Origin of the sequence: Pseudomonas sp. 3-2, from assembly GCF_019710535.1 — a bacterium.
Classification (GTDB): domain Bacteria; phylum Pseudomonadota; class Gammaproteobacteria; order Pseudomonadales; family Pseudomonadaceae; genus Aquipseudomonas; species Aquipseudomonas pharyngis.
Genome location: NZ_CP081200.1, coordinates 3190802 through 3213054 on the forward strand (window position 1 = coordinate 3190802; position 22253 = coordinate 3213054).

Genomic DNA, 22253 nt, shown 5'->3' on the forward strand with positions numbered 1-22253 from the left:
ACGCCTTTGGGACTGAGGAAAAGCCCCGTTTCCGGGGCTTTCGTTTCGATCGCGATTACATGCAGGCTTTGCAACCTGCAGCGATGGACAGCGAGTTGCTTTGTTGGTTGCCCACACCCGCCGAGACGTTGGCTCCGCCGTTGCCGGAGAAGTTGTTCATCGAGTTGGTCATGTTGGCATTGTTCACAACAGGTGCTTTCCAGCCATCTTTGGTCAGCACTTGCTGAGTGGTGACGCCAGCGAGGCCAAAGGTACCCACGGCTTCGAACTTGGCTTTCTGGTCATCGTTGCCGCCGTGGCCGCCGCCACGATTGCCATAACCACCGTGGTGGTCATCGTCTTCGATGGTCGCAGTGCCTTTGGCCTTGAACACGCCAGCGGCTGCGAAGGTACCGGTAAGGGTGTCTTTTTTGTAGGTCTGCACGCCTTTGTTGTCGACGACCAGGCCAGTGGAGGACTGGTTGGCAGCAGCAGCGGCAGTGGCTACACGACCACCCGATACAGCGATTGCCAGGTTGTTTTTCTGTTGGTTGAAGTTGCCGGAGGTCACGTTGATACCGATGTTGCCGGAACCATTGTTGCCTGCATTGTTGAGCGTGGCGTTATTGAAGGTGGACGAGTTTTTCACATAGTTGTTGTTGTTGACTTGAGTGGCACTCGAGGCAGCAACAGCGGTGCCGAAGATGAAGCTTTCGTCGGCGGTAGCCAGGGCGGCGGCGTTGTCTTGTTGGTTGCCGTCACCGGCTGCAACGTTGGCGCCCATGTTGCCGTTAGAGCTATTGAGCGAGTCACTGGCGTTGGCATTGTTGACGGTGCCCTGGTTTTTCACCACGTTGCCATCGCTGTTTTGTGCATCGAGCACTGCAGCGCCGGCGCCGGCGGTAATTTGCAGCAGTTGTTCCAGGGTTGGGCCTTTCGGACCATGGTTGCCATGACCGTTGCCGTGCCCGTTACCATGACCGTGATCATCATCACGACCGCCTGCCTGTGCTGCGATTGCCATCACTGCTGCGAGTGCGAAAACCAGTGGTTTGAGGGCCATTGTAGGTTTCATGGTGTTTCTCCGTGCTTATTAGTTGGTTAAGTGTTGGTACTTTCTAATTGCACTGCTTTTGTTGTTTGGGTCAGTCAGCGACCCGGATGCTCAGGGTGTTAGCCATTCGGTTCCCCACCCCGGCACTCTGGTTCACCTGGATTACCCCTCGGCTGCCGGTGAAGGCCTGATCACTTGTCGTGACCTGGCGACTGCCGGGTGAGGTGCCAGTTGCTCCTGAGCTCGGTAACAACGCCACGTTCTGTTGGGAAAGGGCGCTATCGTCAACGGCCTGCGGGCCAGCACTGATGCTGACGCGCGTGACGTTGGCCATCTGGTTGTTGGCCCCGGCGCCCTGGTTCACGCCAAGGATCCCGTTGCCGTTACTGAAAGAGGTGCCGCCGATGTTGGCGCTCGCGTTGATCGAGCGGTCGGCGGGGGTGTCGATTTTCTGCTGCACGCTGGTCTTGGCGTGGGACTCGGTGCCAATGGCAATCGCCTTGACGTTGGCCTGCTGCATCTGATCGCCAGCGGCCTGGTTGACGTTGAAGTTGCCGCGGTATTGAGCACCGGAGTCTTGAATGTTCGCGTTGTTCACAGCGCTGGGATCGGCCATCACACTGGAGCAGCCGAGCAGGGCAAGCAGGAGCAGGGAACGATTCATGTCACTGACCTCCAGCCATGCGGGTCAACGGAGCGAGACCGGAACTCATCGCGCGGTTTACGGTATTGGAAATCGAGCTGCCGGCACCGCCGCCATGACCGCCGCTCATGCCGGGCAGGCCGTTCTGGTTGGTCAGGTTGTTCATGCCGGGCAGGTTCGAGCTGGGGGTGTTGATGTTGCCGCGGATGGAAGAGCCGCTGGCTACACGGGCAAAGTCACCATCACTGAGTTCGGTATTGCTGAGCGTCGAATTGATGCGGGCAGACGGGTTGGCATTGACAGTGGTCGGATAGGGGTCTTTGCCACCGCTGCGACCGATCGGGATCGGCTGGACATCACGATTGAGCACGATCACGCCATTGCCTTCGGCATGAACGTTGAAACTGAGAAACGGGCTGGCGGCTGATCCGATCAGCAGAAGGCAGGTAAAGGCTTTTTTGATATTCCCCACGGCGGCAATTCCTTCTTCAGTGGGCTGAGCCTGTTCAGCGTTGTGAAGGAGAGAGCGAAAGCTGTGCCGCTTTTGAAATGTCTTTGAGTTTCAATGTGTTGAGTGGATTGAGCGTGGGGCTGATACAACAGCTGTTTCATCGATGAAACAAAACACTGCCTGCGCAACCCGTTAAAGACAGTGCAAAGCTCTGGACCAAGGGTTTGCGCGCAGGTGTTTCAGTGGCGTAACAAGTCGGATGACAAAGGGATGAAGGGCCTTGAGACGGGCACTTTGCACCTGAAGGAGTGTTTCAGGAATGGACACTTTCCCCCAAAACAGGGGGATACAGCGGGTCAAACACCCCGCAAATCGGGTCAGCCCGCGAGCAGGGTGTGCACCGCGTCGAAGGCTTGCTGCTGGCGCTCGAGCCAGTTGCCCTGAATGATCTGCAAGGGTTGGTGATGGGTTTCCAGCCAGGTTCGGGTGGCCTGATAGAACGCGAGCCGTTCGCTCAAGTCGGGCTGGCAGCGCTGACCGTCGTCCGTCCATTCGATCTGCTCCGGGGACAGGAGCAGGTGCAGGTCGTAATGACGGGCCAGCAACTCGGTTTCCAGCCAGGGCGGGCACTCGCCGAATAACGTCTGGCTCCACAGCATGTTGCTCAGCAGATGCGTGTCGAGAATCAACAGGCGCGGCTGCTGCGCGCGTGCTGCGTCTTCCCATTGCAACTGGCCGCGCGCGATCTCGGGGACGTCGGCCAGGCAGGTATCCCGAGGGTTCTGCTCGATGAACCAGCGCACATATTCGTCCACCCGCAAACCGCCGAACTGCTGTTGAATCCCGGCCGCCAGCCAGCTCTTGCCCGTAGACTCGGGACCGGTCAGGACAATCACTTTCATCGTTGCAACGCCGGATCGGCACGCCATTCGCGCCAGCCTTGCACCGCGATCAGGGTGAACAGGGCATACAGCGCCGCCGTGAGGTACAGCCCTTTATAGAGGAACAGTCCGACGAAGATCACATCCAGCACGAACCACAGCGCCCAGCATTGCAGGCGTTTGTGGGCCATCCAGAATTGCGCGACCAGGCTGAAACCGGTCAGCGCTGCGTCGAGCCACGGTTGCGCCGCGTCGGTCCAATGGGCCATGGCCGCGCCCAGCAGCAGACTGCCGACCGCACCGATGGCCAGGCCCTGCGCAATCGAGCGATTGTCGAGCCGGCTGACTTCACGCCCGTCATGCATCGTCCCGGCCCGCGTCCATTGCCACCAGCCATAGATTTGCAGCCCGGCATACACGACCTGCAGCAGCATGTCCGAATACAGTTTCACTTCGAGGAAAACCCAGGTGTAGAGCGACACCATGACCAGTCCGATCGGCCAGCACCACGGATTCTGTTTGACCGTGAGCCACACGGCGATCACGCCGAGGGCGGCGGCAAACAGTTCTAGCCCGGACATGCAGGATCCTTGGGGGAGTTGGGAAGGGAGCGGATTGTACCGAAAAACAGGTGGGAAACGAGTTCCCACCTGTTGCAGGGATCAGACGCGGAACTGGCGCAGCAGCCCGTTCAGTTGTTCGCTGAGCTGGCCGAGTTTCACACTCGCCACGCTCGACTGCTCGGCCGCCAGTGCCGTGCTGTGAGACAAGCCCGCCGCCTGGGTAACGTTCTGGTTGATGTCTTCGACCACGTGCGCCTGTTGCAGCGTTGCGCTGGCAATCGAGGCGTTCAGACCATTGAGGTTGCGCAGGGCCTGGCCGATGGCATTCAGGCTCGCACTGGCCAGGCCGGCCTGTTCGATGGTCAGCTGCGAAGCCTTGCTGCTGTCGCCGATCACCTTCACGGCGGCTTCGGAGTGGTTTTGCAGGCGTTCGATCATCGTCTGGATTTCCGCCGTGGACTTCTGCGTACGCTGCGCCAGCAAACGCACTTCGTCGGCCACCACTGCAAAACCGCGACCCTGTTCGCCGGCCCGAGCCGCTTCAATGGCGGCGTTGAGGGCCAGCAGGTTGGTCTGCTCGGCGATCGAGCGGATCACCTCCAGCACGCTGCCGATCTGTGTGCTTTCAGTCGCCAGCGTGCGGATGACTTCCACCGCTTGATCGATGGTGCCGGAGAGCTTGTCGATCTGTTGCAGGCTGCCGTCGATGTTGATCTGGCCCTGCTGGGCCTGGGCTTCGGCGTCACGCATTTCGCTGGCGGCGTGTTCGGCGTTCTTCGCCACGTCCTGTACGCCGTAGGTCACTTCGTTGACGGCAGTGGCTACCAGCTCCATCTGCTGCGACTGCTGCTGGCTGCGTTGCTGAGCCTGCGCAGCATCGTTGCCCAGCTCGCTGGACGATTGGCCCAATGCACTGGCGGATAGCTGCAAGTCCCCGATCACCCGGCGCAGTTTGGCGGTGAAGGCATTGAAGTGATGCGCCAACTGAGTGACTTCGTCCTGGCCGTGGGTGTCGAGGCTGCGGGTCAGATCGCTTTCGCCGCTGGCGATGTTGGCCATGGCGTTCACGGTTTCCTGCAACGGACGAACGATGCTGCGGGCAATCAGAATCACCAGCAGCGCCATGATCACCGCGATGACCAGTCCGACCACGGATGCCTTGATCACCTGGTCCTGGAACTCGGCCTGCACGTCGTCGACGTACACGCCCGAACCGATGACCCAGCCCCATGGCTCGAACAATTTCACGTAAGAGGTCTTGGCCACCGGTTCACTGGCACCGGGCTTGGGCCAGCGATAGTCGACCATGCCGGCGCCCTTGGCCTTGGCGATGGCGACCATTTCATTGAACACCGCAAAGCCGTCCGGGTCGCGGATCGTCGAGAGGTTCTGGCCTTCGAGTTTGGGATTGGTCGGGTGCATGACCATCACGGGCGTGAGGTCGTTGATCCAGAAATAGTCGTTCTGGTCATAGCGCAGGCCACGGATCGCGGTCAGCGCCTGTTTCTGTGCCACATCGCGGGTCAGGGTTCCTGCGGCTTCGAGGCCTTGGTAGTAAGTCAGCAAACCGCTGGCGGTCTGCACCACATGCTGGGTTTTCTGGGCCTTGGCGTGGTAGAGGTCATCATGGATCTGCTTGAGCATCAACACGCCCAACGTCAACAGCATGACCACGGCCACAATCAAGATGAGCCACAAGCGTCGGCTGATCGACACACTGCGCAAGCTGTTCATAACGCTGTCACTCCGGATTCTTTTTCTTGTAATAAACCACCGCCAGCATCCAACCACGTTTCGGTGACCGGGCATACGCGACCCAAGTCGTAGAACGCGGCAGCGCTATTACGGCTTGTCTGTTAGGATTTCGGCCCCGCGCGTGAAAACCTGAATCGAAATTGATTTTTCACGGAATTTTGACTGTTTCGTGCGGATCCTGTGCGCGCGGAATCGGTACAGCTTTAACCAGCTACGCTGAACGCAGTGAACGTAAAAAATACTATCGGGGCATGCCTCTGTGCATCGCTCTCTGGGGGATTGATGGATCTTTGGACGACCTTGCAGGCACTGATTCTAGGAGTTGTAGAGGGGCTGACGGAGTTTTTGCCCATTTCCAGTACCGGACACCAGATCATTGTTGCCGACTTGCTCGATTTCGGAGGCGAGCGGGCCATGGCGTTCAACATCATCATCCAGCTCGGCGCGATTCTCGCGGTGGTCTGGGAATTCCGACGCAAGATTCTCGACGTGGTCATTGGCCTGCCGACCCAGCCAAGTGCGCGGCGTTTCACCGCCAACCTGCTGATCGCCTTCCTGCCCGCCGTGGTGCTAGGTGTGGTCTTCGCCGACTTGATTCACCACTACCTGTTCAACCCGATCACCGTGGCCGCCGCGCTGGTGGTGGGCGGCATCGTGATGTTGTGGGCCGAGCAGCGTCAGCATGAAGTGCACGCCGAAACGGTCGACGAGATTCGCTGGACGGATGCGCTGAAGATCGGCTTCGCCCAGTGCCTGGCGATGATCCCCGGCACTTCGCGCTCCGGCTCGACCATCATCGGCGGCCTGTTGTTCGGCCTGTCGCGCAAGACCGCCACCGAGTTCTCGTTCTTCCTGGCGATGCCGACCATGGTCGGTGCGGCGGTGTATTCGGGCTACAAGTACCGCGACCTGTTCGTACCGGCGGACTTCCCGGTCTTCGCCATCGGTTTCGTCACCGCGTTCATCTTCGCGATGATCGCGGTGCGCGGCCTGCTCAAGTTCATCGGCAGCCACAGCTATGCGGCGTTTGCCTGGTACCGGATCGTCTTCGGTCTGGTGATTCTGGCAACGTGGCAGTTCGGCTGGGTCGACTGGACGGCAGCCAAGCCATGAGCGACTCCCGCGCACGCCGCCCGGATCGCGGTCCTTCCGGTGGCAATATCCAGCACTTGAAATTGAAACTGGTGGTGCTGCTGATCGTCTGCGCGCTGCCACTGTTCGGCTCATTGTCGATGTGGCTGCGCGGGATTTCCCTGGTGCCGTTGACGGCCTACGGGCTGGTCAGCGTACTGGCGTTTTTCCTGTACTGGGCGGACAAGCGCAAGGCGCGCGCCGACGCCTGGCGTACGCCGGAGAACATTCTGCACGCGGTGGAACTGGCCGGTGGCTGGCCGGGCGCATTGATCGCCCAGCAGGTCTTCCGGCACAAGACGCGCAAGGTGTCGTTTCAGGTGTTGTTCTGGATGATTGTGGCTTTGCATCAGGTGTTCTGGATCGATCAGTTGTTTCTCGGTTCGAACCTCCTGGCGTTGTTCTAAAGCAGCAGCCCGACCTGCACGCGCTTGGGCAGCTTGCTGACCACCAGTTGGTGGGAACGCTGCAGCAAGCCTTGCAGTTCCTCGGCGCCCAGCGGGTAGGGCGGGTGCATGATGATCCATTGCGCCCGGGCAAGGTACGGCGCCGGGTGAATGCCCGGCCGGTCGCAATGACCGAGAAACAGGTCCTTGTCGACCTTGAACGCCAGCGAATCACCGCGCAGCCCCTGCAAGGCGAACATCTTGTTGCCGGCAATCGAAAACACTCGCACGCCACCCCATTTGTAGTCTTCCCTGGCACCGGGCAGGGCCAGGCAGAAGTCCGCGACATCCTGTTCGCTCATCTTTCCTTGTTTCATAACAGCCGTTCTCCACAGGCATTGAACGATTCGACCAGATGATCGATCCATGCGCGCACCGCCGGCATCACCCCGCGCCGATGCGGATACACCGCTTGCAGCCAGCCGCCGGGCAGTGACCAATCAGGCAACAACTGCACCAGCGTGCCGTTGTTCAGTTCCGTTTCGCAATACATCATCGGCAGCAGGGTGAAACCCTGGCCGGCCAGCACACAGGCCTTGCGCACGATGAAGTCGTCGATGCCCAGTCGTGCCTCCAGCGCCAAATCGCAACTCTTGCCGTGCTGATCGAGCAGGCGCACATGCACCATGCGATCGGCCTCCAGGGCGCCCAGCACCGGCAGGTTCTTCAAGTCCTGCGGATGATTGATTTCCACGCCCTGTATAAAGGAAGGGCTTGCGACCACCACCATCTGCGCCTGACGCAGGCGGCGGGTCACCAGCATCGGTTCTTCATCGCCGTGTTCGCGCACGCGCAGGGCCACGTCGATGCCTTCGGTGATCAGGTCGACCCGTCGATTGATCAGGGTGACTTCCAGTTGCACCTGAGGATATTTGCCAAGGAAATTGCTGATCACCACCGGGAGCATTTCATGGGCCAGCCCCGTGGGACTGGAAACCCGCAAGCGTCCGCGAGGCTCGCTGGACATGCTGGCCACTGTTTCATCGGCCATTTCCGCTTCCAGCAGCATGGCCTGACAGTGACGCAGATAGCGTTCGCCGACCGCCGTCAGCTTCAATTGGCGGGTGGTGCGTTGCAGCAAACGTGCGCCGAGGCGTTCTTCAAGCTCGGCGATGCGCCGCGAGAGCCGTGACTTTGGAATGCCGAGCAAGCGGCCGGCGGCGGCGAAACCGCCAGCCTCGACCACTTTGGCGAAATAGTAGAGATCGTTGAGGTCTTGCATCTGGAAGTCCGACTGTTCTATCAGTGGGACAAACTATCGCATTGTTGCCGTCTAATCAGCTATTGGTTTCGTCGGTAGGATTGTCTCCATTCCGTCGCCACCGGCGATTCATTCCAGGAGATTCCACATGAAACTGCTGCACATCGATTCGAGCATTCTGGGCGACAACTCCGCTTCCCGTCAGCTGAGCAGTCAAGTCACTAAAGCCTGGCAAGCCGCCGAGCCAAGCGCTGTTGTGACCTACCGCGATCTGGCCGCTGATGCCATCAGCCACTTCTCGTCGAACACCCTGGTTGCCGCCGGCACCACCGCTGAACTGCGCAACGCCGCACAACAGCACGAAGCCGAACTGAGCGCCACCACCCTGGCCGAATTCATCGCCGCTGACGCCATCGTCGTCGCTGCCCCGATGTACAACTTCACCGTGCCGACCCAGCTCAAAGCCTGGATCGACCGCATCGCCGTCGCCGGCCAGACCTTCCGTTACACCGAAGCCGGCCCTGAAGGCCTGTGCGGCGGCAAGAAGGTAGTGATCGTTTCCACCGCTGGCGGCATCCACGCCGGTCAAGCTTCGGGCGTGGCACACGAAGACTACCTGAAACTGGTCTTTGGCTTCCTCGGCATCACCGACATCGAAGTCGTGCGTGCCGAAGGCCTGGCCTACGGCGAAGAAGTGCGCAACAACGCCATGAGCGCCGCTCAGGCGAAGATCAGCGAGCAGCTGTTCGCCGCCGCGTAAGGCTTGCGTAAAGAACAGCTCCTGTTCAGGCAAATCTCCAAAAACTCTGTATTCTGGTTCCGCAAGGGCCAGATACGGAGTTTTTTGTTTCTGACTGTTACATAATCTGGCCCGGGTTATGCAGTCTGATGATCAACGTCTGAGTGCAACGCCGCGCCGGGTAACCGAATTTCGGAATTTCGGGCGTCGAACACAACGGATCTTTCGATTGAGTAACAACAGGGTGGGGCATCCCATGATGCGTCTTTGTGCAGCGTTACTGATTTGCCTGCTCGGCAGCCTGAATTCAGTGCACGCTGCGCCCGGGCAGCACCCGCGCTGGAGCGTCGGCTATCACGAGATGACGTTCCTCGACCCGCTCGACCTGCAACCGATGCGCGCCATCGCGTTCTATCCCTCCAGCGACCGCGAACACCTGAGCCTGCTCGAAGGTTATTCGGTCGAGGCCGGCGAAGACACCAAAGTCGCCATCGGCCGTTTCCCCATGCTGATGCTCTCTCACGGCAACACCGGCACGCCGCTGGCGCTGCACGACCTGGCTACGTCACTGGCACGCAAGGGGTTCGTGGTGGTGGCGGTGATTCACCCCGGCGACAACTCCAAGGATCACAGCCGCCTCGGCACGTTGAGCAATCTCTACGGCCGGCCGATCCAGATTTCCGAAGCCATTACCGCCACGCTGGGCGACCGCATGCTCGCGCCGTATGTGAACGCCGAGCAGGTTGGCGTAATCGGCTATTCGGCGGGCGGCGAAACGGCGTTGATTCTGTCCGGTGCGCAGCCGGATCTGGATCGTCTGCGCCGTTACTGCCAGGAACGACCGGACGATCACGACGCCTGCAACACTCAGGGCGAATTGATTGTCGACCGCGACGATCTGCAACCGGTGGCCGATCCGCGCGTGCATGCGTTGCTGCTGATGGCGCCGCTGAGCCTGAAGTTTGGTCGTCACACTTTGGCTGATGTGCATGTGCCGGTGCTGCTCTACAGCGGTGATGGCGACAAACTGGTGGCCTTCGATAAAAACGCTGCCGCCCTGGCGCGCAAGCTTCCGACCGCACCCGACTTCAAATTGCTGGCCGGGGCAGGGCACTTCGTGTTCATGGCGCCATGCAATGAAGAGCAGATCCGGGCGATGCCGGCGCTGTGCACCGACGCGGACGGGGTCGATCGAGAAGACATCCACCGCAACCTGATTTCCAAAGCCGGACGGTTCTTCTCCCATGCCTTGGGCAGGCCGACCCGCGCGGGGATGCAGACGGCGGATCAGTGAGCGTTTACGCCATGGCCCGGCGCTTGAGCAGCAAGGTCAATCCCAGTCCGGTCACGGACAGCAGCGCCGCACTGAAGAAAATCCACGAATAGCCCAGGTTCAATGCCACCGCGCCCATCAACGGCCCGGCAATCGCCAGCGCCAGATCGAAAAACACCGCATAAGCACTCAACCCGGCGCCACGACTGGAGTTGGGCACCTGCTTGATCGCCTCGACGCCCAGCGCGGGGTATACCAGCGACAGGCCGAACCCGGCCAGACCGGCGCCGACCAAGGCATACGCGGTCGAGGGCGCCAGCCACAGCATGACCAGGCCGACGGTTTCGATGGTCATGCAGGCAATCGCCGAGGTGAATCCGCCAAAACGGCCGATGGCGGAAATGAACAGCAGCCGCGAAAGGATGAAACACACACCGAACACCGTCAGGCAATACGCAGCGCCGCTCCAGCCGCGATTGAGGTAATACAGGGTGATGAAGGTGGTCAGCGTGCCATAGCCAATCGACGCCAGGCTCAGACTGGCGCCGAACGGCGCAATCCGTCCGAACACCGCCCAGAACGGCAGGCGTTCACCGCGTACCACCGGCACCGAGGGTTTGTTGCGAATGAGCAGCAAGGCGCCGGCCGCGAGCAGCGACAGCGCAATGCCAAGGCTTTCGAAACCATAGTCGGCCACCATCACCACGCCCAACGGCGCGCCAATGGCAATCGCGCCATAGGACGCGATGCCGTTCCACGAAATCGAGCGCGCCGTGTGTTCGGCACCGACCTGGCCCATGCACCAACTGATGGTGCCGACGCCGATCAGGCCCTGGGCAATCCCCAGCAACAGGCGCCCGACAATCAGGATCGACAGGCTCAACAGCGGCAAGCTCTGCAACAGCGTCGAAACCAGCGTCAGCACACCGCTGAGCACGATCCCCGACAAGCCATACACAATCGCCCGCTTGGTGCCGACGGTGTCCGACATGCGCCCGGCCATCGGCCGACTGAGCAGGGTGGCCAGGTATTGTGAGCCGATCACCAGCCCCGCGATCACCGCACTGAAACCCAATTGTTCGTGCACATAGCCGGGCAGTACCGCTATCGGCAGGCCGATGCAGAGGAAGGCAATAAAGGTATAGAAAACGATGGAGACGATCTGCAGGGTGATCGCCAGGGAGCTTTGCGGTGGCTGTTGCTGCGCAGACATGAGGACTCGTTCGCGGGCGGCGGTGGGAGAGTCCGCATCATGGCGTGGCGCCGAAATAAAAGAAAGCAGGCTAACGATCCTTTCCTCGTTTCCCCGTTTCCCCGTTTCCCCGTTGATCGTTCCCACGCTCCGCGTGGGAATGCAGCCCGGGACGCTCTGCGTCCCTTCCAGAGCTGGAACGCGGAGCGTCTCTTGAGGCATTCCCACGCAGAGCGTGGGAACGATCAGAAATGAGCGAAAAAAAGCCCTGTCACAAGGACAGGGCTTTCTGCTTACCGCTCGATTCGACTCAGAACACCACGCCTTGGCTGCGCAGGTAGTCGTCGTAGGTGCCGCTGAAGTCGGTCACGCCGTTCGGGCTCAGCTCGATGATGCGGGTGGCCAGGGACGATACGAACTCACGGTCGTGGCTGACGAAAATCAACGTGCCCGGGTAGTTTTCCAGCGCCAGGTTCAGCGCCTCGATCGACTCCATGTCCAGGTGGTTGGTCGGTTCGTCCATTACCAGCACGTTCGGCTTTTGCAGGATCAGCTTGCCGAACAGCATACGACCTTGCTCACCACCGGAAATCACCTTCACCGACTTGAGGATTTCGTCGTTGGAGAACAGCATGCGACCGAGGGTGCCACGGATCACTTGTTCGCCCTGAGTCCACTGACCCATCCAGTCGAACAGGCTGACGTCGTCTTCGAAATCGTGGGCGTGGTCCTGAGCGTAGTAGCCCAGCTCCGCGCTTTCGGTCCACTTCACGGAACCTGCGTCCGGGGTCAGTTCGCCCATCAGCGTGCGCAGCAGGGTGGTCTTGCCGATACCGTTCGGGCCGATGATGGCTACGCGCTCGCCGGCTTCAACGGTGAAACTGAAGTTCTTGAACAGGGCCTTGCCGTCGAAGCCCTTGGACATCTGCTCGATGGTCACGGCCTGGCGGTGCAGCTTCTTGGTCTGTTCGAAACGGATGAACGGGCTCACGCGGCTCGATGGCTTGACTTCGGCCAGCTGGATCTTGTCGATCTGCTTGGCGCGGGAAGTGGCCTGCTTGGCTTTCGAGGCGTTGGCCGAGAAGCGGCTGACGAACGTTTGCAGTTCGGCAATCTGGGCTTTCTTCTTGGCGTTGTCCGACAGCAGCTGCTCGCGGGACTGAGTCGCCGCGGTCATGTACTCGTCGTAGTTGCCCGGGAACAGACGCAGCTCGCCGTAGTCCAGGTCGGCCATGTGGGTGCAGACGCTGTTCAGGAAGTGACGGTCGTGGGAAATGATGATCATGGTGCTGTTACGCGCCGTCAAAATCGTTTCCAGCCAGCGGATGGTGTTGATGTCCAGGTGGTTGGTCGGTTCGTCGAGCAGCAGCACTTCCGGATCGGAGAACAGTGCCTGAGCCAACAGAACGCGGAGTTTCCAGCCCGGCGCGACTTCGGTCATCGGGCCGAAATGCTGTTCCAGCGGAATGCCCAGACCCAGCAGCAGTTCACCGGCGCGGGATTCGGCAGTGTAGCCGTCCATCTCGGCGAACTCGGTTTCCAGCTCGGCCACGGCCATGCCGTCTTCTTCGCTCATTTCCGGCAGCGAGTAGATGCGGTCGCGCTCGGCCTTGACCTTCCACAGCTCTTCGTGACCCATGATCACCGTGTCAATCACGGTGAATTCTTCGTAGGCGAACTGATCCTGGCGCAATTTACCCAGGCGTACATTCGGTTCCAGCATGACCTGGCCGCCGGACGGCTCGAGGTCGCCGCCGAGGATCTTCATGAAGGTCGACTTGCCGCAACCGTTGGCGCCGATCAGGCCGTAGCGGTTGCCGCCGTTGAATTTGACCGAAACGTTTTCAAACAGCGGCTTGGCGCCGAACTGCATGGTGATGTTAGCTGTAGAAATCAAAGGTTTTTCCTGCGAAGCGTGCTGAGTAGCGAGGGTGCAGCCGGAGCGCTTGGCCCGAGTCGAAGTGCGCTGAGGCGGGGCAATCCCGTCATCAACCAAGGGGGGCGCGTAAAGTTTGGCGGCGATTGTACTGGTCTGGCTCTTTAAACGATAGGGCGGTGACATTCCGATTGCCGGTTGGTGCTATCGCGAGACAGTTTTTCACAGATGAAGGTTCACTATTGGTTACAAACTGTGGCTAAAATGCCATCCATTCACCCAATGCCTTGTCCGGCATGGGCTCAAGGATGCGCCACCGGGACGTTTTTTTTGATTTCAGACCACTGCCACAGACCTTGGGCCACAGCCCGAAAGGCGCGCAGTTTGTTCACTTCTGACGTGTGACGATTTCCGTGAAACTCATCATTGCCGCTGTATATGTCATTTCCATTGCGTACGTTCACCTGCGCGGTCGCGTACGCCACAAACTCGGTCGTCAACTGAGCGATCACTCCTCGTTCCTGGCACCGATCAACTGCTTCCTTTATCTGTTCTCGAAAAAGCCCAACACGCCTTACCTTGATCCAAAGGACTTTCCCGATCTGACTCCGTTGCAGACCCACTGGGAAGAAATCCGTGAAGAAGGTCGTAACCTGCTGCGTGCCGGCGAGATCAAGCGCTCTAACCAGTACGACGACGTCGGTTTCAACTCGTTCTTCAAGACTGGCTGGAAGCGTTTCTACCTGAAGTGGTACGGCGACAGCCACCCGTCGGCGCTGCAACTGTGCCCGCGCACCACCGAACTGGTGCAGAGCATCGGCTCGATCAAGGCTGCGATGTTCGCCGAGCTGCCGCCGGGCTCGAAACTGGTGCGTCACCGCGACCCATACGCCGGTTCGTACCGCTATCACCTTGGCCTGGAAACGCCGAACGACGCCGGTTGCTACATCAACGTCGATGGCGAGAATTATCACTGGCGTGATGGCGAAGCGGTGATGTTCGACGAGACGTTCATTCATTACGCGGAAAACACCACCGACCAGAACCGCATCATCCTGTTCTGTGACATCGAGCGCCCGATGAAGTATCGCTGGGCGGCGGCGTTCAACCGCTGGTTCAGCCGCACCGTGATGTCGGCGGCCGGTGCGCCGAACGATGCGGGTGACCGCACCGGTGGCATTAACCGGTTATTTACCAAGATCTACAAGATTCGCCTGCGCGGAAAAGAGCTGAAAAAGCGCAATCGCAAACTCTACTACATGGAAAAGTGGGCGATCTTCGGCGGTCTGCTGGCGATCTTCATCCTGATCTGACGAATCGGGCGACTGTTGAAAGACAGTCGCCCGATTTCATTTTCACGACGCTTTTTTGGTCTTCTTCGCCGCTGTTGTCTTGCTGGCCGTCTTCTTCGCCGGTTTGGCCGGGGCTTTCCCGCCGAGGCTGCGCTTGAGCAGTTCGGTCAGGTCAATAACATCGGCCGATTTGCGCTCTTCTTCAGCGGAAACGGTTTCAACGTCTTCGATCTTGCCTTCATGGGCCTTCTTGTCCACCAGCGCCATGATTTTGTCTTCGAACTCGTCGTTGTAATCCTCGGGCGTCCAGTCCGCTGTCATGTCTTCCACCAACCGTTTGGCCATGTCCAGTTCGCCCTTGGCCAGTTGCGGCTTGGTCACTTCGCTGCCCAGCTCAAGTTCGTCCAGGCTGCGCACTTCCTGCGGCCAGCGCAACTTCACCAGCACCAGCGCCGACTCCAGAGGCATCAGCGCCGCCAGGTATTGGCGCGTATGTAAAACCACTCGGGCGAGGGCGACCTTCCGGGTTTTGCTCAGGGTTTCACGCAGCAAGGCATAGACCTTGCCGCCACGCTTGTCCGGCGCCAGGTAATAGGGCGTGTCGATGTTCTGCAGCGGGATCTGTTCACTGTCGACAAAGGCGAAGATATCGATGGTCTGGGTTGAAACCGGGTGTGCCGAGCGGATTTCTTCTTCGCTGAGCACCACATAGCGGCCCTTTTCGAACTGCACACCTTTGACGATGTGCTCCTTGGTGACTTCCTTGCCGGTCACCTTGTTGACCCGTTTATAGCCGACCGGGTCCATGCTGCGGCTGTCGAGCCAGTCGAAGTCGACGCCTTGGGATGACGTCGCCGAGACCAGCGCCACGGGGATGTGGACCAGACCGAAACTGATTGCGCCTTTCCAGATTGCCCGAGCCATGTGCTGTTCTCCGAGTGATGTTCGGGTGACCCGTGGCCCGGCGTAAAAGTTTCCGTTGTTTGCTGGGGGCCGCTAAACGTCAGGTCAAGCCGTGTTACATCTTGTTTAGCGGTGACGGGTTAACAAATGCGAACCCACGGCGTAGCGTGGACTCGAAGGCTCTAGTCCCTGCGCACCGAAAGAGGCCGTTCATGAACCGTTTCCTGCTTGGCATTGCGTTGCTCGCCCTCAGTGGCGGGCTGGTTCACGCCGATGGCGCAATAAGCCATACATCGCTGTTGCTGGCACAAAGTCCGACCGGCAACAGCAACAACCCCTACAACAGCCCGATCCGCCGGGCGAACCCCAACAGCATGCAGGGCACCCAGCCCGGCACTCCGCCCATTCGCGGGCCGAACACCGTTCCCGTGCCGCGTCCGCCGACCCTGGAGAATCGCGGTATCGGCAATGGCCAGCCGCTGCGCTCCGTGCCGAGCACGCCACCCACCTTCATCCCCAACCCTCCAGCCCGTGACAGCGGGAGCAACCGTTGAATGGCAGAACCGCTTCTGTCAGCCCTTCAAACGAACAAAAGGAATCGTGCATGTTGCGTAAAACCCTTCTGGCCGGCCTGTGTGCCAGTGCACTGATCGCCGCCCCGGCATTCGCTGCGGCTCCCAAAGAGCTGCAAAGCGAGCAGGGCACCCTTGAAGTCACAACGATTACCCAGGGCCTCGAGCATCCATGGGCTCTGGCCTTTCTTCCTGATCGCCAGGGCATGCTGGTGACCGAACGTCCCGGTAACCTGCGCGTGGTGGATGCCGACGGCAAGCTGTCTGCGCCGATCACCGGTGTGCCAGACGTCTGGGCCAAGGGGCAGGGCGGATTGCTCGATGTGGTGCTGTCACCGGATTTCAAACAGGATCGCCTCGTGTACCTGTCGTACGCCGAGGGCGGCGGTGCGGGTGACAAGGCCGGAACGGCGGTGGGGCGCGGGCGCCTATCGGACGACCTGAAAACCCTGAAGGACTTCAACGTGATTTTCCGTCAGGAACCGAAACTGTCGGTCGGCAATCACTTCGGCTCGCGGCTGGTGTTTGACCGGGACGGTTATCTGTTCATCACTCTGGGCGAAAACAACGACCGCCCGACCGCGCAGGACCTGGACAAGTTGCAAGGCAAGGTCGTGAGGATCTACCCCGACGGCAAGGTGCCGGACGACAATCCCTTTGTCGGCCAGTCCGGCGTGCGCCCGGAGATCTGGTCCTACGGCCACCGCAATCCCCAGGGCGCCGCACTCAATCCATGGACCGGCACCTTATGGGAAAACGAGCACGGCCCGCGCGGCGGCGATGAAGTGAACATCATCGAGCGCGGCAAGAACTACGGTTGGCCGCTGGCAACCCACGGCATCAACTACTCCATGCAACCGATCCCGGAAGCCAAGGGCAAGACAGCCGAAGGCACGGTCGGGCCGCACCATGTCTGGGAAAAATCCCCGGGCGTCACCGGCATGGCTTTTTACGATGCCGATCGCTTCAAGCCGTGGCAGCACAATCTGTTCATCGGTGCGCTGGTGACGCAGGAGCTGATCCGCTTGCAATTCGACGGCGACAAGGTGGTGCATGAAGAACGCTTGCTCGGCGAACTGAAGCAACGGATTCGTGATGTACGCCAGGGGCCGGATGGTTACCTGTATGTGCTGACCGATGAGTCCGACGGTTCGCTGTACAAGATCGGACTCAAATGAACCCTTCACGCGGGTGAGCGAGCGTAGAGCACCACCGCCGCCCGCAACTTGCCACGACCAAAGCGGCACATCTTCTCGAACTCCCCATGGCTGACCGGCACGTGCTGGCAGTCCATGGGCTGGCGATGCTGGCTGTGGTCGACATCCGGGTCGTGCAGGTAGACGAAGTCTTCGTCGCAGTCGGTGACGATCACCCAGTGCGGCGACTTGGAGCGGGTGAGGCGATAGCTGCTGATCAGCACCAGGGGTTGTCCACCGTTGGCCAGCAGCGTGGGTAAATCCAGCGTTACGCCGATGACCTGATCGACATCGGTGTCGTTCAGTTGCGCCATGAACTCGTCATGGACCAGGCGCATGACGTCTTTTTTATGCGCATCGCGCACGCCGTCGAGAAACAGCGGCCCGGTCATGCTCAGTTGCAATCGCACTCTGAAACCCCGGCGCCAAGCCGCCAGAGCCAGGCCTTGCGGGCTGCAACCGCCATGGCCGGCCGTCATGAACACCGTGGTTGCTTCGCGCCACAACTGCAATTCCTCGCGCCGCTCCAGCAAACGATCGGCCTGCAACGCGCCCATGGCCATCAGCAGGCAGGCCGGGCCGCAGGTGAAATCGGTGGTTTGTCGGTAATAGGGGACCTTGATATTGCGTGAATCGCGATGCTGGAGAATGCGTTTCTCCAGACGCAGCGCGTCGGCGTGATCCTCGTAGTAGTCATGGATCAGTGCAAAGCGCCGGTAGCCGTTACGCTCGTACAGGGCGATGGCGGCGGGGTTGTCGGTGCGCACTTCCAGCCGCAGATAGGCGCAGTCGTGCTCAAGCGCACAGGCCTCGATCCGTTGCAGCAATTGCTTGCCCAGACCACCGCCGCGCGCCTCGGGAGCAATCGCAATGGAATACAGACGGGCCAGCGAGGTGCCGCGATGAAACAGCACCAGCGCATAACCGGCCAGTTGACCCTCGCGTAAGGCCACCCACAATTGCCCGTGGGCCCGGGTGATCATCCATTGGAAACTGCGGCGGGTGAGCCGGTCCGTGGTGAAACAGTGCATCTCCAGCGTCAGCAACGCGGGCAAATCATCAACGACCGCCAGGCGAAAAACAGCATTCATATGACCACCGTAAAAGTTGCGTAACGAAACGGGACTTTCGAAAAACTTCGTGCTTAATAGAAAAGGTCTTGTTCTCCAACGGATCAATTTCTATGTCAGCGGTACAGGGTCATTGGCGCGAAGTATCCAGTCAAAGTTTGCCACCGGCAACTTATTTAAAACCGCAGATCAGAACGTCCAGTCAAGTGATGATCATCGTCGAACGCAAGGAAGACTGGGCCTCGTACTTTCCCAGCGAAGACATCCTGACGGCCCAGGAATATCTCGAACAACCACCCGACAGCGAGCCGGGAAAACGCGTTCAGGTGATCAATCTGTGCCGCAGCTACAAGTACCTGGGGCACGGCTACTACTGCTCGCTGCTGGCTGAAGCCCGAGGCCACAAGGTGATTCCGTCGGTACGCACGATCAGCGAACTGACCCGAAAATCCCTTTACGGTCTGGCGCTGGATGACCTGGATAAAACCCTGGAAAAAGCCCTCAGCCATCATCTCTACAGCGACACTGAAGGTTTTACGCTGACACTTTATTTCGGCAGAACCCATATAGAGCCGTTGCAGGATCTGGCCCGGCAATTGTTTGAAGTATTCCCGTGTCCGATTCTATTAGTTGAGTTTCGTCGAACTAACGGCTGGCACATCGAAGGTATAAAGTCTGGCGCCTTGCACAAGTTGCGCGACGATCAGGAAGATCAGTTCGCCAATGCGCTGGACGGCTTCAGTCGCAAGATCTGGCGTGTACCGCGTTCGCCGCAAGTGGCGCGATATGACCTGGCGATCCTGCATGATCCGCAGGAAGCCTTGCCGCCATCCAACGCCCGCGCACTGGAAAACTTCGTGCGGGTCGGCAAAAGCATGGGCATCGATGTCGAGCTGATCGAACGCAAGGACTACGCAAGGCTGGCCGAGTACGACGGCCTGCTGATCCGCGAGACCACCAGCGTCGACAACCACACTTATCGCTTCGCCAAGAAGGCCGAAAGTGAAGGGCTGGTGGTGATGGACGACCCGACGTCGATCCTGCGCTGCACCAACAAGGTCTACCTCACTGACCTGCTCAACAGCCATCAACTGGGCATGCCCGCCACGGAAATTCTCTACAAGGAGCGCCCCGAAGACTTCGAACGGGTCGGCGAACGCCTCGGTTTTCCGCTGGTGCTGAAGATCCCGGATGGCTGTTTCTCCCGTGGCGTAATCAAGGTCGAGAGCCAACAGGCCCTGCTGGAAGCCACCGCCGAGCTATTCGAACATTCGGTGCTGTTATTGGCCCAGGAATTCTTCTACACCGAGTACGACTGGCGCATCGGCGTGCTCAACCGCAAACCGATCTTTGCCTGCCAGTACTTCATGTCCAAGGGCCATTGGCAGATCTACAACCACAAGGCCAAGGGCCAGGACGTCAACGGCGAATGCCGCACGCTGGCGATCCACGAAGCGCCGCGCGCGGTGGTGGAACTGGCGGTGAAGACCGCCAACCTGATCGGCGACGGCTTGTATGGCGTCGATCTGAAACAGGCCGGCGACAAAGTCGTGGTGATCGAGGTCAACGACAACCCGAACCTCGACGCGGGCATCGAAGACGCCTACCTGCAAGACGATCTGTATTCGCTGGTGCTGGAAGAATTCGTGCGCCGTCTCGAGCTCAAACGCCGCGGCCAGGCTTGGTGACCGGCCGATGATCAACAGCTTTGCACTCAATCACGGCGCCTTGCAGCGGGTCGAGCGGCTGGACGCCGAGGTGATGCTGTTCAGCGACCCCGACGCCGCCGAGCGCGACCTGCTCCACAGTCACTTCAAACTCGATGAACACGCGCTGGCCTCGGCGCTCGACCCGGACGAGGTATCGCGGATCGAGTTTCACCCCGATCACCTGTTTCTGATCTGGAAACGCCCGGAGAACTATTCCGGCGGCGGCAGCCTGGCGTTCGAGGTGTCGTCCTGTGGTTTGCTGTTCTCACCGGGTCAGTTGCTGGTCATCGCCACGGACGACACGCCGTTGCACGGCATCGGTACACGTCAGCCACCGAACACACCGCTGGATGTGTTGCTGGACCTGCTGTTCAACAACATCCATCACTACCTAGGGCATCTGAAGGTGATCAAACTGGTCGCCCGGGAGTTGCAGCAGAAATTCAACGCCTCGATGCAAAACCAGCATCTGGTGCAGATGTTCAACCTCAGCGAAAGCCTGATCTATTACATTAACGCCCTGCACAGCAACGGCGCGGTGCTCACGCGGCTGCGCAATCACGCGGAAAAACAGCACTTCGGCAGCGAAGCCATCGGCCTGATCGACGACCTGATCATCGAAAACAACCAGTGCTACGAGCAGGCGGAAATCTATTCGACGGTGTTCTCCGGGCTGATCGACGCCCGTGGCAACCTGATGAACAACAGCATGAACAACCTGCTGCGCAAACTGACGCTGATCAACGTGGTATTCCTGCCGCTCAACCTGATCGCGAGCATTGGCGGCATGTCGGAATTCAGCATGATGACCGCCGGCACACCGTGGTGGGTGTCGTACCCGTTGTTTCTGGCAGCGATGCTGCTGGGGGCGGGCGGGATGCTGTTCGGGCTCAGGCGTCTTGCGAAGTGACCGGGGCCGAACGCTTGCGATCCTGCAGGCCCCGAACAACCAGGTACATCAGCGGCCCGATTGAAACAAATACCGCCGTCAGCAACAGATAAGGCACCACCGACCAGCCCGACTGCCCACGCTTGCGCGCGTCCTTGTACATCCAGACGCCCGCCAGGGTTGCCAGCAGATAGAGATCGATCACCACCTGCGCAGTGTCCGGACGCGACATCAGGCTGATGCCGAAGTCGATCAGCGACTGTTCCGCCTGAAGCATCACGGAGACGGTGTAGCCGCTGAAGGCAATCAACGCGGTGAGGGGCAGGGCGATGGACATCAGGTATTCCTTCCTTGGGCAGATGAGTCGGAATTTCAAGTTGCGCAGCTATCAGCCGTTGGCAGTTGCCAACGGCGTTGAAGCGTTCAGGGCAGCAGTGGGCGTAGAAAACTGCGCTCGTAGCTGATGATGAACTTCTTTTCGACCAGATCGGCCACCAACGCCGTGCTTTCCGGGTCGGTCAGTGCAATGTGGCGATAACTTTCGTAATCCGCCAGCGACGGGAAACTGAACAGGCAATACGCGATATTGCTCGCGCCTTCCGAGGGCAGGAAGTAACCATGATGCGTTCCTCCCAGCCGTTCGACGATGCCGAGCCAGGTCTTGGCGTAGGCTTCGAATGCGTCCAACTGATAGGGATCAATCACGTATCTGACGTGGCAGGTAATCAAGGCTGCGGCTCCTTTGCAGATTATTCAGGTATTGCCACGCCAATCTTGTCCGAAGCCGACCAGATACGGAAACGCACTTCAACGTCCTGCGGTGCGTAAACCACGATCGGCAGCTTGCTGTTGTAGCGCACGGTGAAACCGTCACCGATCACCGGCACGAATACGCGTTTTTTCTGGGTGCCGGGCGGGCAGGCCATCAGCGTGCTCATCGGGCCGCTGACTTTTTCCAGGCGGTAGAACGGATAGCCCCAGCCTTCGAGGTTTTTCTCTTCGAGGGTGCCGCCCAGACGCTGGCGGTTGCAATCGACTTCGAGGGTTTTGCCGGCGAGGATTTCGACTTTGAAGTTTTCTTCCTGGGCCTGTTGCGGCAGGTGGATGACCTGGCGCGTGAAGCCCGCTTCGGCCTTCGGATAAGGCGCGGTGTCTTCAAGCTTGGCGGCGTGGGCGAGGGTGGACAGGCTGGCGAGCATCAGGCCGGCCGTCGCGCGGACGGTGAAATTTCCCATTGAAGCCTCCTGGCGGGTGTACGTTGGTTGACGGGCATTCTCACTGTCGCAGGCGATGAATGCAAACCGCCAGCCGCTTGCAAATTGCAGTGCCTGCACGATCGAATCTTGCATTTTGCAACTGGCCAGTTGCCTGCGTTTTGGCCAAGTCATTGATTTGCAAGGAGGTGAATGCAACCTGATGAAAGGCACGTTTTATGCGT

General features: G+C 59.7%; 24 protein-coding genes. 9 read left to right on the plus strand and 15 right to left on the minus strand.

Features of this window, described 5'->3' with window-relative positions; translation table 11 throughout:
* Positions 1-55: 55 nt before the first annotated feature.
* From K3819_RS14380 to K3819_RS14405, 6 genes are all read right to left on the minus strand, one after another.
* Positions 56-1054: a heme utilization protein gene (locus K3819_RS14380; protein WP_221399631.1), complete on the minus strand. Its 999-nt coding sequence runs from the start codon at positions 1052-1054 to the stop codon at positions 56-58.
* 70 nt (positions 1055-1124) lie between these two features.
* Positions 1125-1697, minus strand: a complete 573-nt coding sequence (locus K3819_RS14385) for an adhesin (protein ID WP_221399632.1) — start codon at positions 1695-1697, stop codon at positions 1125-1127.
* A gap of 1 nt (position 1698) precedes the next feature.
* Complete coding sequence (locus K3819_RS14390; RefSeq protein WP_085611676.1) at positions 1699-2148, minus strand: hypothetical protein; 450 nt, start codon at positions 2146-2148, stop codon at positions 1699-1701.
* 356 nt (positions 2149-2504) lie between these two features.
* Positions 2505-3029 (minus strand): AAA family ATPase, encoded by a 525-nt coding sequence (locus tag K3819_RS14395; protein WP_221399633.1) that lies wholly within the window; start codon positions 3027-3029, stop codon positions 2505-2507.
* Positions 3026-3589, minus strand: coding sequence for a nicotinamide riboside transporter PnuC (gene pnuC, locus K3819_RS14400; protein WP_221399634.1), 564 nt, complete (start codon positions 3587-3589; stop codon positions 3026-3028). The genes K3819_RS14395 and pnuC overlap by 4 nt, the downstream gene beginning before the upstream one ends.
* An 81-nt stretch (positions 3590-3670) precedes the next feature.
* Complete coding sequence (locus K3819_RS14405) at positions 3671-5305, minus strand: methyl-accepting chemotaxis protein (RefSeq protein ID WP_221399635.1); 1635 nt, start codon at positions 5303-5305, stop codon at positions 3671-3673.
* Between the two features lie 303 nt (positions 5306-5608).
* Here K3819_RS14405 and K3819_RS14410 point away from each other — a divergent pair, with 303 nt between their 5' ends.
* Both K3819_RS14410 and K3819_RS14415 read left to right on the plus strand, forming a co-directional pair.
* The gene (locus K3819_RS14410) at positions 5609-6439 is read left to right on the plus strand and encodes an undecaprenyl-diphosphate phosphatase (RefSeq protein WP_221399636.1); all 831 of its coding nucleotides are present in this window, start codon (positions 5609-5611) and stop codon (positions 6437-6439) included.
* Positions 6436-6864 (plus strand): DUF1294 domain-containing protein, encoded by a 429-nt coding sequence (locus K3819_RS14415; RefSeq protein WP_039768201.1) that lies wholly within the window; start codon positions 6436-6438, stop codon positions 6862-6864. Before K3819_RS14410 ends, K3819_RS14415 begins: the two co-directional genes overlap by 4 nt.
* Here the strand turns inward: K3819_RS14415 and K3819_RS14420 are convergent.
* Positions 6861-7220 carry an MmcQ/YjbR family DNA-binding protein gene (locus tag K3819_RS14420; protein ID WP_085745773.1) on the minus strand — a complete coding sequence of 120 codons (360 nt, stop codon included), beginning with the start codon at positions 7218-7220 and terminating at the stop codon, positions 6861-6863. The genes K3819_RS14415 and K3819_RS14420 overlap by 4 nt on opposite strands.
* Complete coding sequence (locus tag K3819_RS14425) at positions 7217-8125, minus strand: LysR substrate-binding domain-containing protein (protein ID WP_127798053.1); 909 nt, start codon at positions 8123-8125, stop codon at positions 7217-7219. The genes K3819_RS14420 and K3819_RS14425 overlap by 4 nt, the downstream gene beginning before the upstream one ends.
* Positions 8126-8252: 127 nt before the next feature.
* Here K3819_RS14425 and K3819_RS14430 point away from each other — a divergent pair, with 127 nt between their 5' ends.
* Both K3819_RS14430 and K3819_RS14435 read left to right on the plus strand, forming a co-directional pair.
* On the plus strand, positions 8253-8864 hold the full coding sequence (locus K3819_RS14430; RefSeq protein ID WP_221399637.1) for an FMN-dependent NADH-azoreductase: 612 nt from the start codon (positions 8253-8255) through the stop codon (positions 8862-8864).
* A gap of 235 nt (positions 8865-9099) precedes the next feature.
* Entirely contained in the window at positions 9100-10137 is a 1038-nt protein-coding gene (locus K3819_RS14435; RefSeq protein WP_221399638.1) for a dienelactone hydrolase, read from the plus strand.
* A gap of 4 nt (positions 10138-10141) precedes the next feature.
* On the opposite strand, the gene K3819_RS14440 is transcribed toward K3819_RS14435, so the two are convergent.
* Both K3819_RS14440 and K3819_RS14445 read right to left on the minus strand, forming a co-directional pair.
* Positions 10142-11329 carry an MFS transporter gene (locus K3819_RS14440; protein WP_221399639.1) on the minus strand — a complete coding sequence of 396 codons (1188 nt, stop codon included), beginning with the start codon at positions 11327-11329 and terminating at the stop codon, positions 10142-10144.
* Between the two features lie 289 nt (positions 11330-11618).
* A complete protein-coding gene (locus K3819_RS14445; RefSeq protein ID WP_221399640.1) occupies positions 11619-13205 on the minus strand; it encodes an ABC-F family ATPase in 1587 nt (528 codons plus the stop codon).
* A 392-nt stretch (positions 13206-13597) separates the two neighbouring features.
* Between K3819_RS14445 and lpxO the strand changes: the two genes are divergently transcribed.
* Complete coding sequence (lpxO, locus tag K3819_RS14450; protein WP_039768931.1) at positions 13598-14497, plus strand: lipid A hydroxylase LpxO; 900 nt, start codon at positions 13598-13600, stop codon at positions 14495-14497.
* A 42-nt stretch (positions 14498-14539) separates the two neighbouring features.
* On the opposite strand, the gene K3819_RS14455 is transcribed toward lpxO, so the two are convergent.
* Entirely contained in the window at positions 14540-15400 is an 861-nt protein-coding gene (locus K3819_RS14455; RefSeq protein WP_085611670.1) for a Ku protein, read from the minus strand.
* Positions 15401-15591: 191 nt separating this feature from the next.
* Between K3819_RS14455 and K3819_RS14460 the strand changes: the two genes are divergently transcribed.
* The gene (locus K3819_RS14460; RefSeq protein WP_085611669.1) at positions 15592-15933 is read left to right on the plus strand and encodes a hypothetical protein; all 342 of its coding nucleotides are present in this window, start codon (positions 15592-15594) and stop codon (positions 15931-15933) included.
* Between the two features lie 50 nt (positions 15934-15983).
* Positions 15984-17129 carry a PQQ-dependent sugar dehydrogenase gene (locus K3819_RS14465; protein WP_221399641.1) on the plus strand — a complete coding sequence of 382 codons (1146 nt, stop codon included), beginning with the start codon at positions 15984-15986 and terminating at the stop codon, positions 17127-17129.
* Positions 17130-17134: 5 nt separating this feature from the next.
* Here the strand turns inward: K3819_RS14465 and K3819_RS14470 are convergent, their stop codons facing one another.
* Positions 17135-18238, minus strand: a complete 1104-nt coding sequence (locus K3819_RS14470; protein ID WP_221399642.1) for a GNAT family N-acetyltransferase/peptidase C39 family protein — start codon at positions 18236-18238, stop codon at positions 17135-17137.
* A 188-nt stretch (positions 18239-18426) separates the two neighbouring features.
* On the opposite strand from K3819_RS14470, the gene K3819_RS14475 reads away from it, so the two are divergent.
* Together K3819_RS14475 and K3819_RS14480 are read left to right on the plus strand one after the other, a co-directional pair.
* Positions 18427-19905: a RimK family protein gene (locus K3819_RS14475; RefSeq protein ID WP_221399643.1), complete on the plus strand. Its 1479-nt coding sequence runs from the start codon at positions 18427-18429 to the stop codon at positions 19903-19905.
* A 7-nt stretch (positions 19906-19912) separates the two neighbouring features.
* Positions 19913-20836, plus strand: coding sequence for a magnesium transporter CorA family protein (locus K3819_RS14480; protein WP_221399644.1), 924 nt, complete (start codon positions 19913-19915; stop codon positions 20834-20836).
* Here K3819_RS14480 and K3819_RS14485 read toward each other — a convergent pair.
* The 3 genes from K3819_RS14485 to eco all read right to left on the minus strand — a co-directional run bounded on the left by K3819_RS14485 (position 20817) and on the right by eco (position 22050).
* Positions 20817-21155: a DUF2834 domain-containing protein gene (locus K3819_RS14485; RefSeq protein WP_085611929.1), complete on the minus strand. Its 339-nt coding sequence runs from the start codon at positions 21153-21155 to the stop codon at positions 20817-20819. The genes K3819_RS14480 and K3819_RS14485 overlap by 20 nt on opposite strands.
* 83 nt (positions 21156-21238) lie before the next feature.
* Entirely contained in the window at positions 21239-21544 is a 306-nt protein-coding gene (locus tag K3819_RS14490; protein WP_039768220.1) for an NIPSNAP family protein, read from the minus strand.
* A gap of 20 nt (positions 21545-21564) precedes the next feature.
* On the minus strand, positions 21565-22050 hold the full coding sequence (gene eco, locus K3819_RS14495) for a serine protease inhibitor ecotin (RefSeq protein ID WP_011334035.1): 486 nt from the start codon (positions 22048-22050) through the stop codon (positions 21565-21567).
* Positions 22051-22253: the final 203 nt, after the last annotated feature.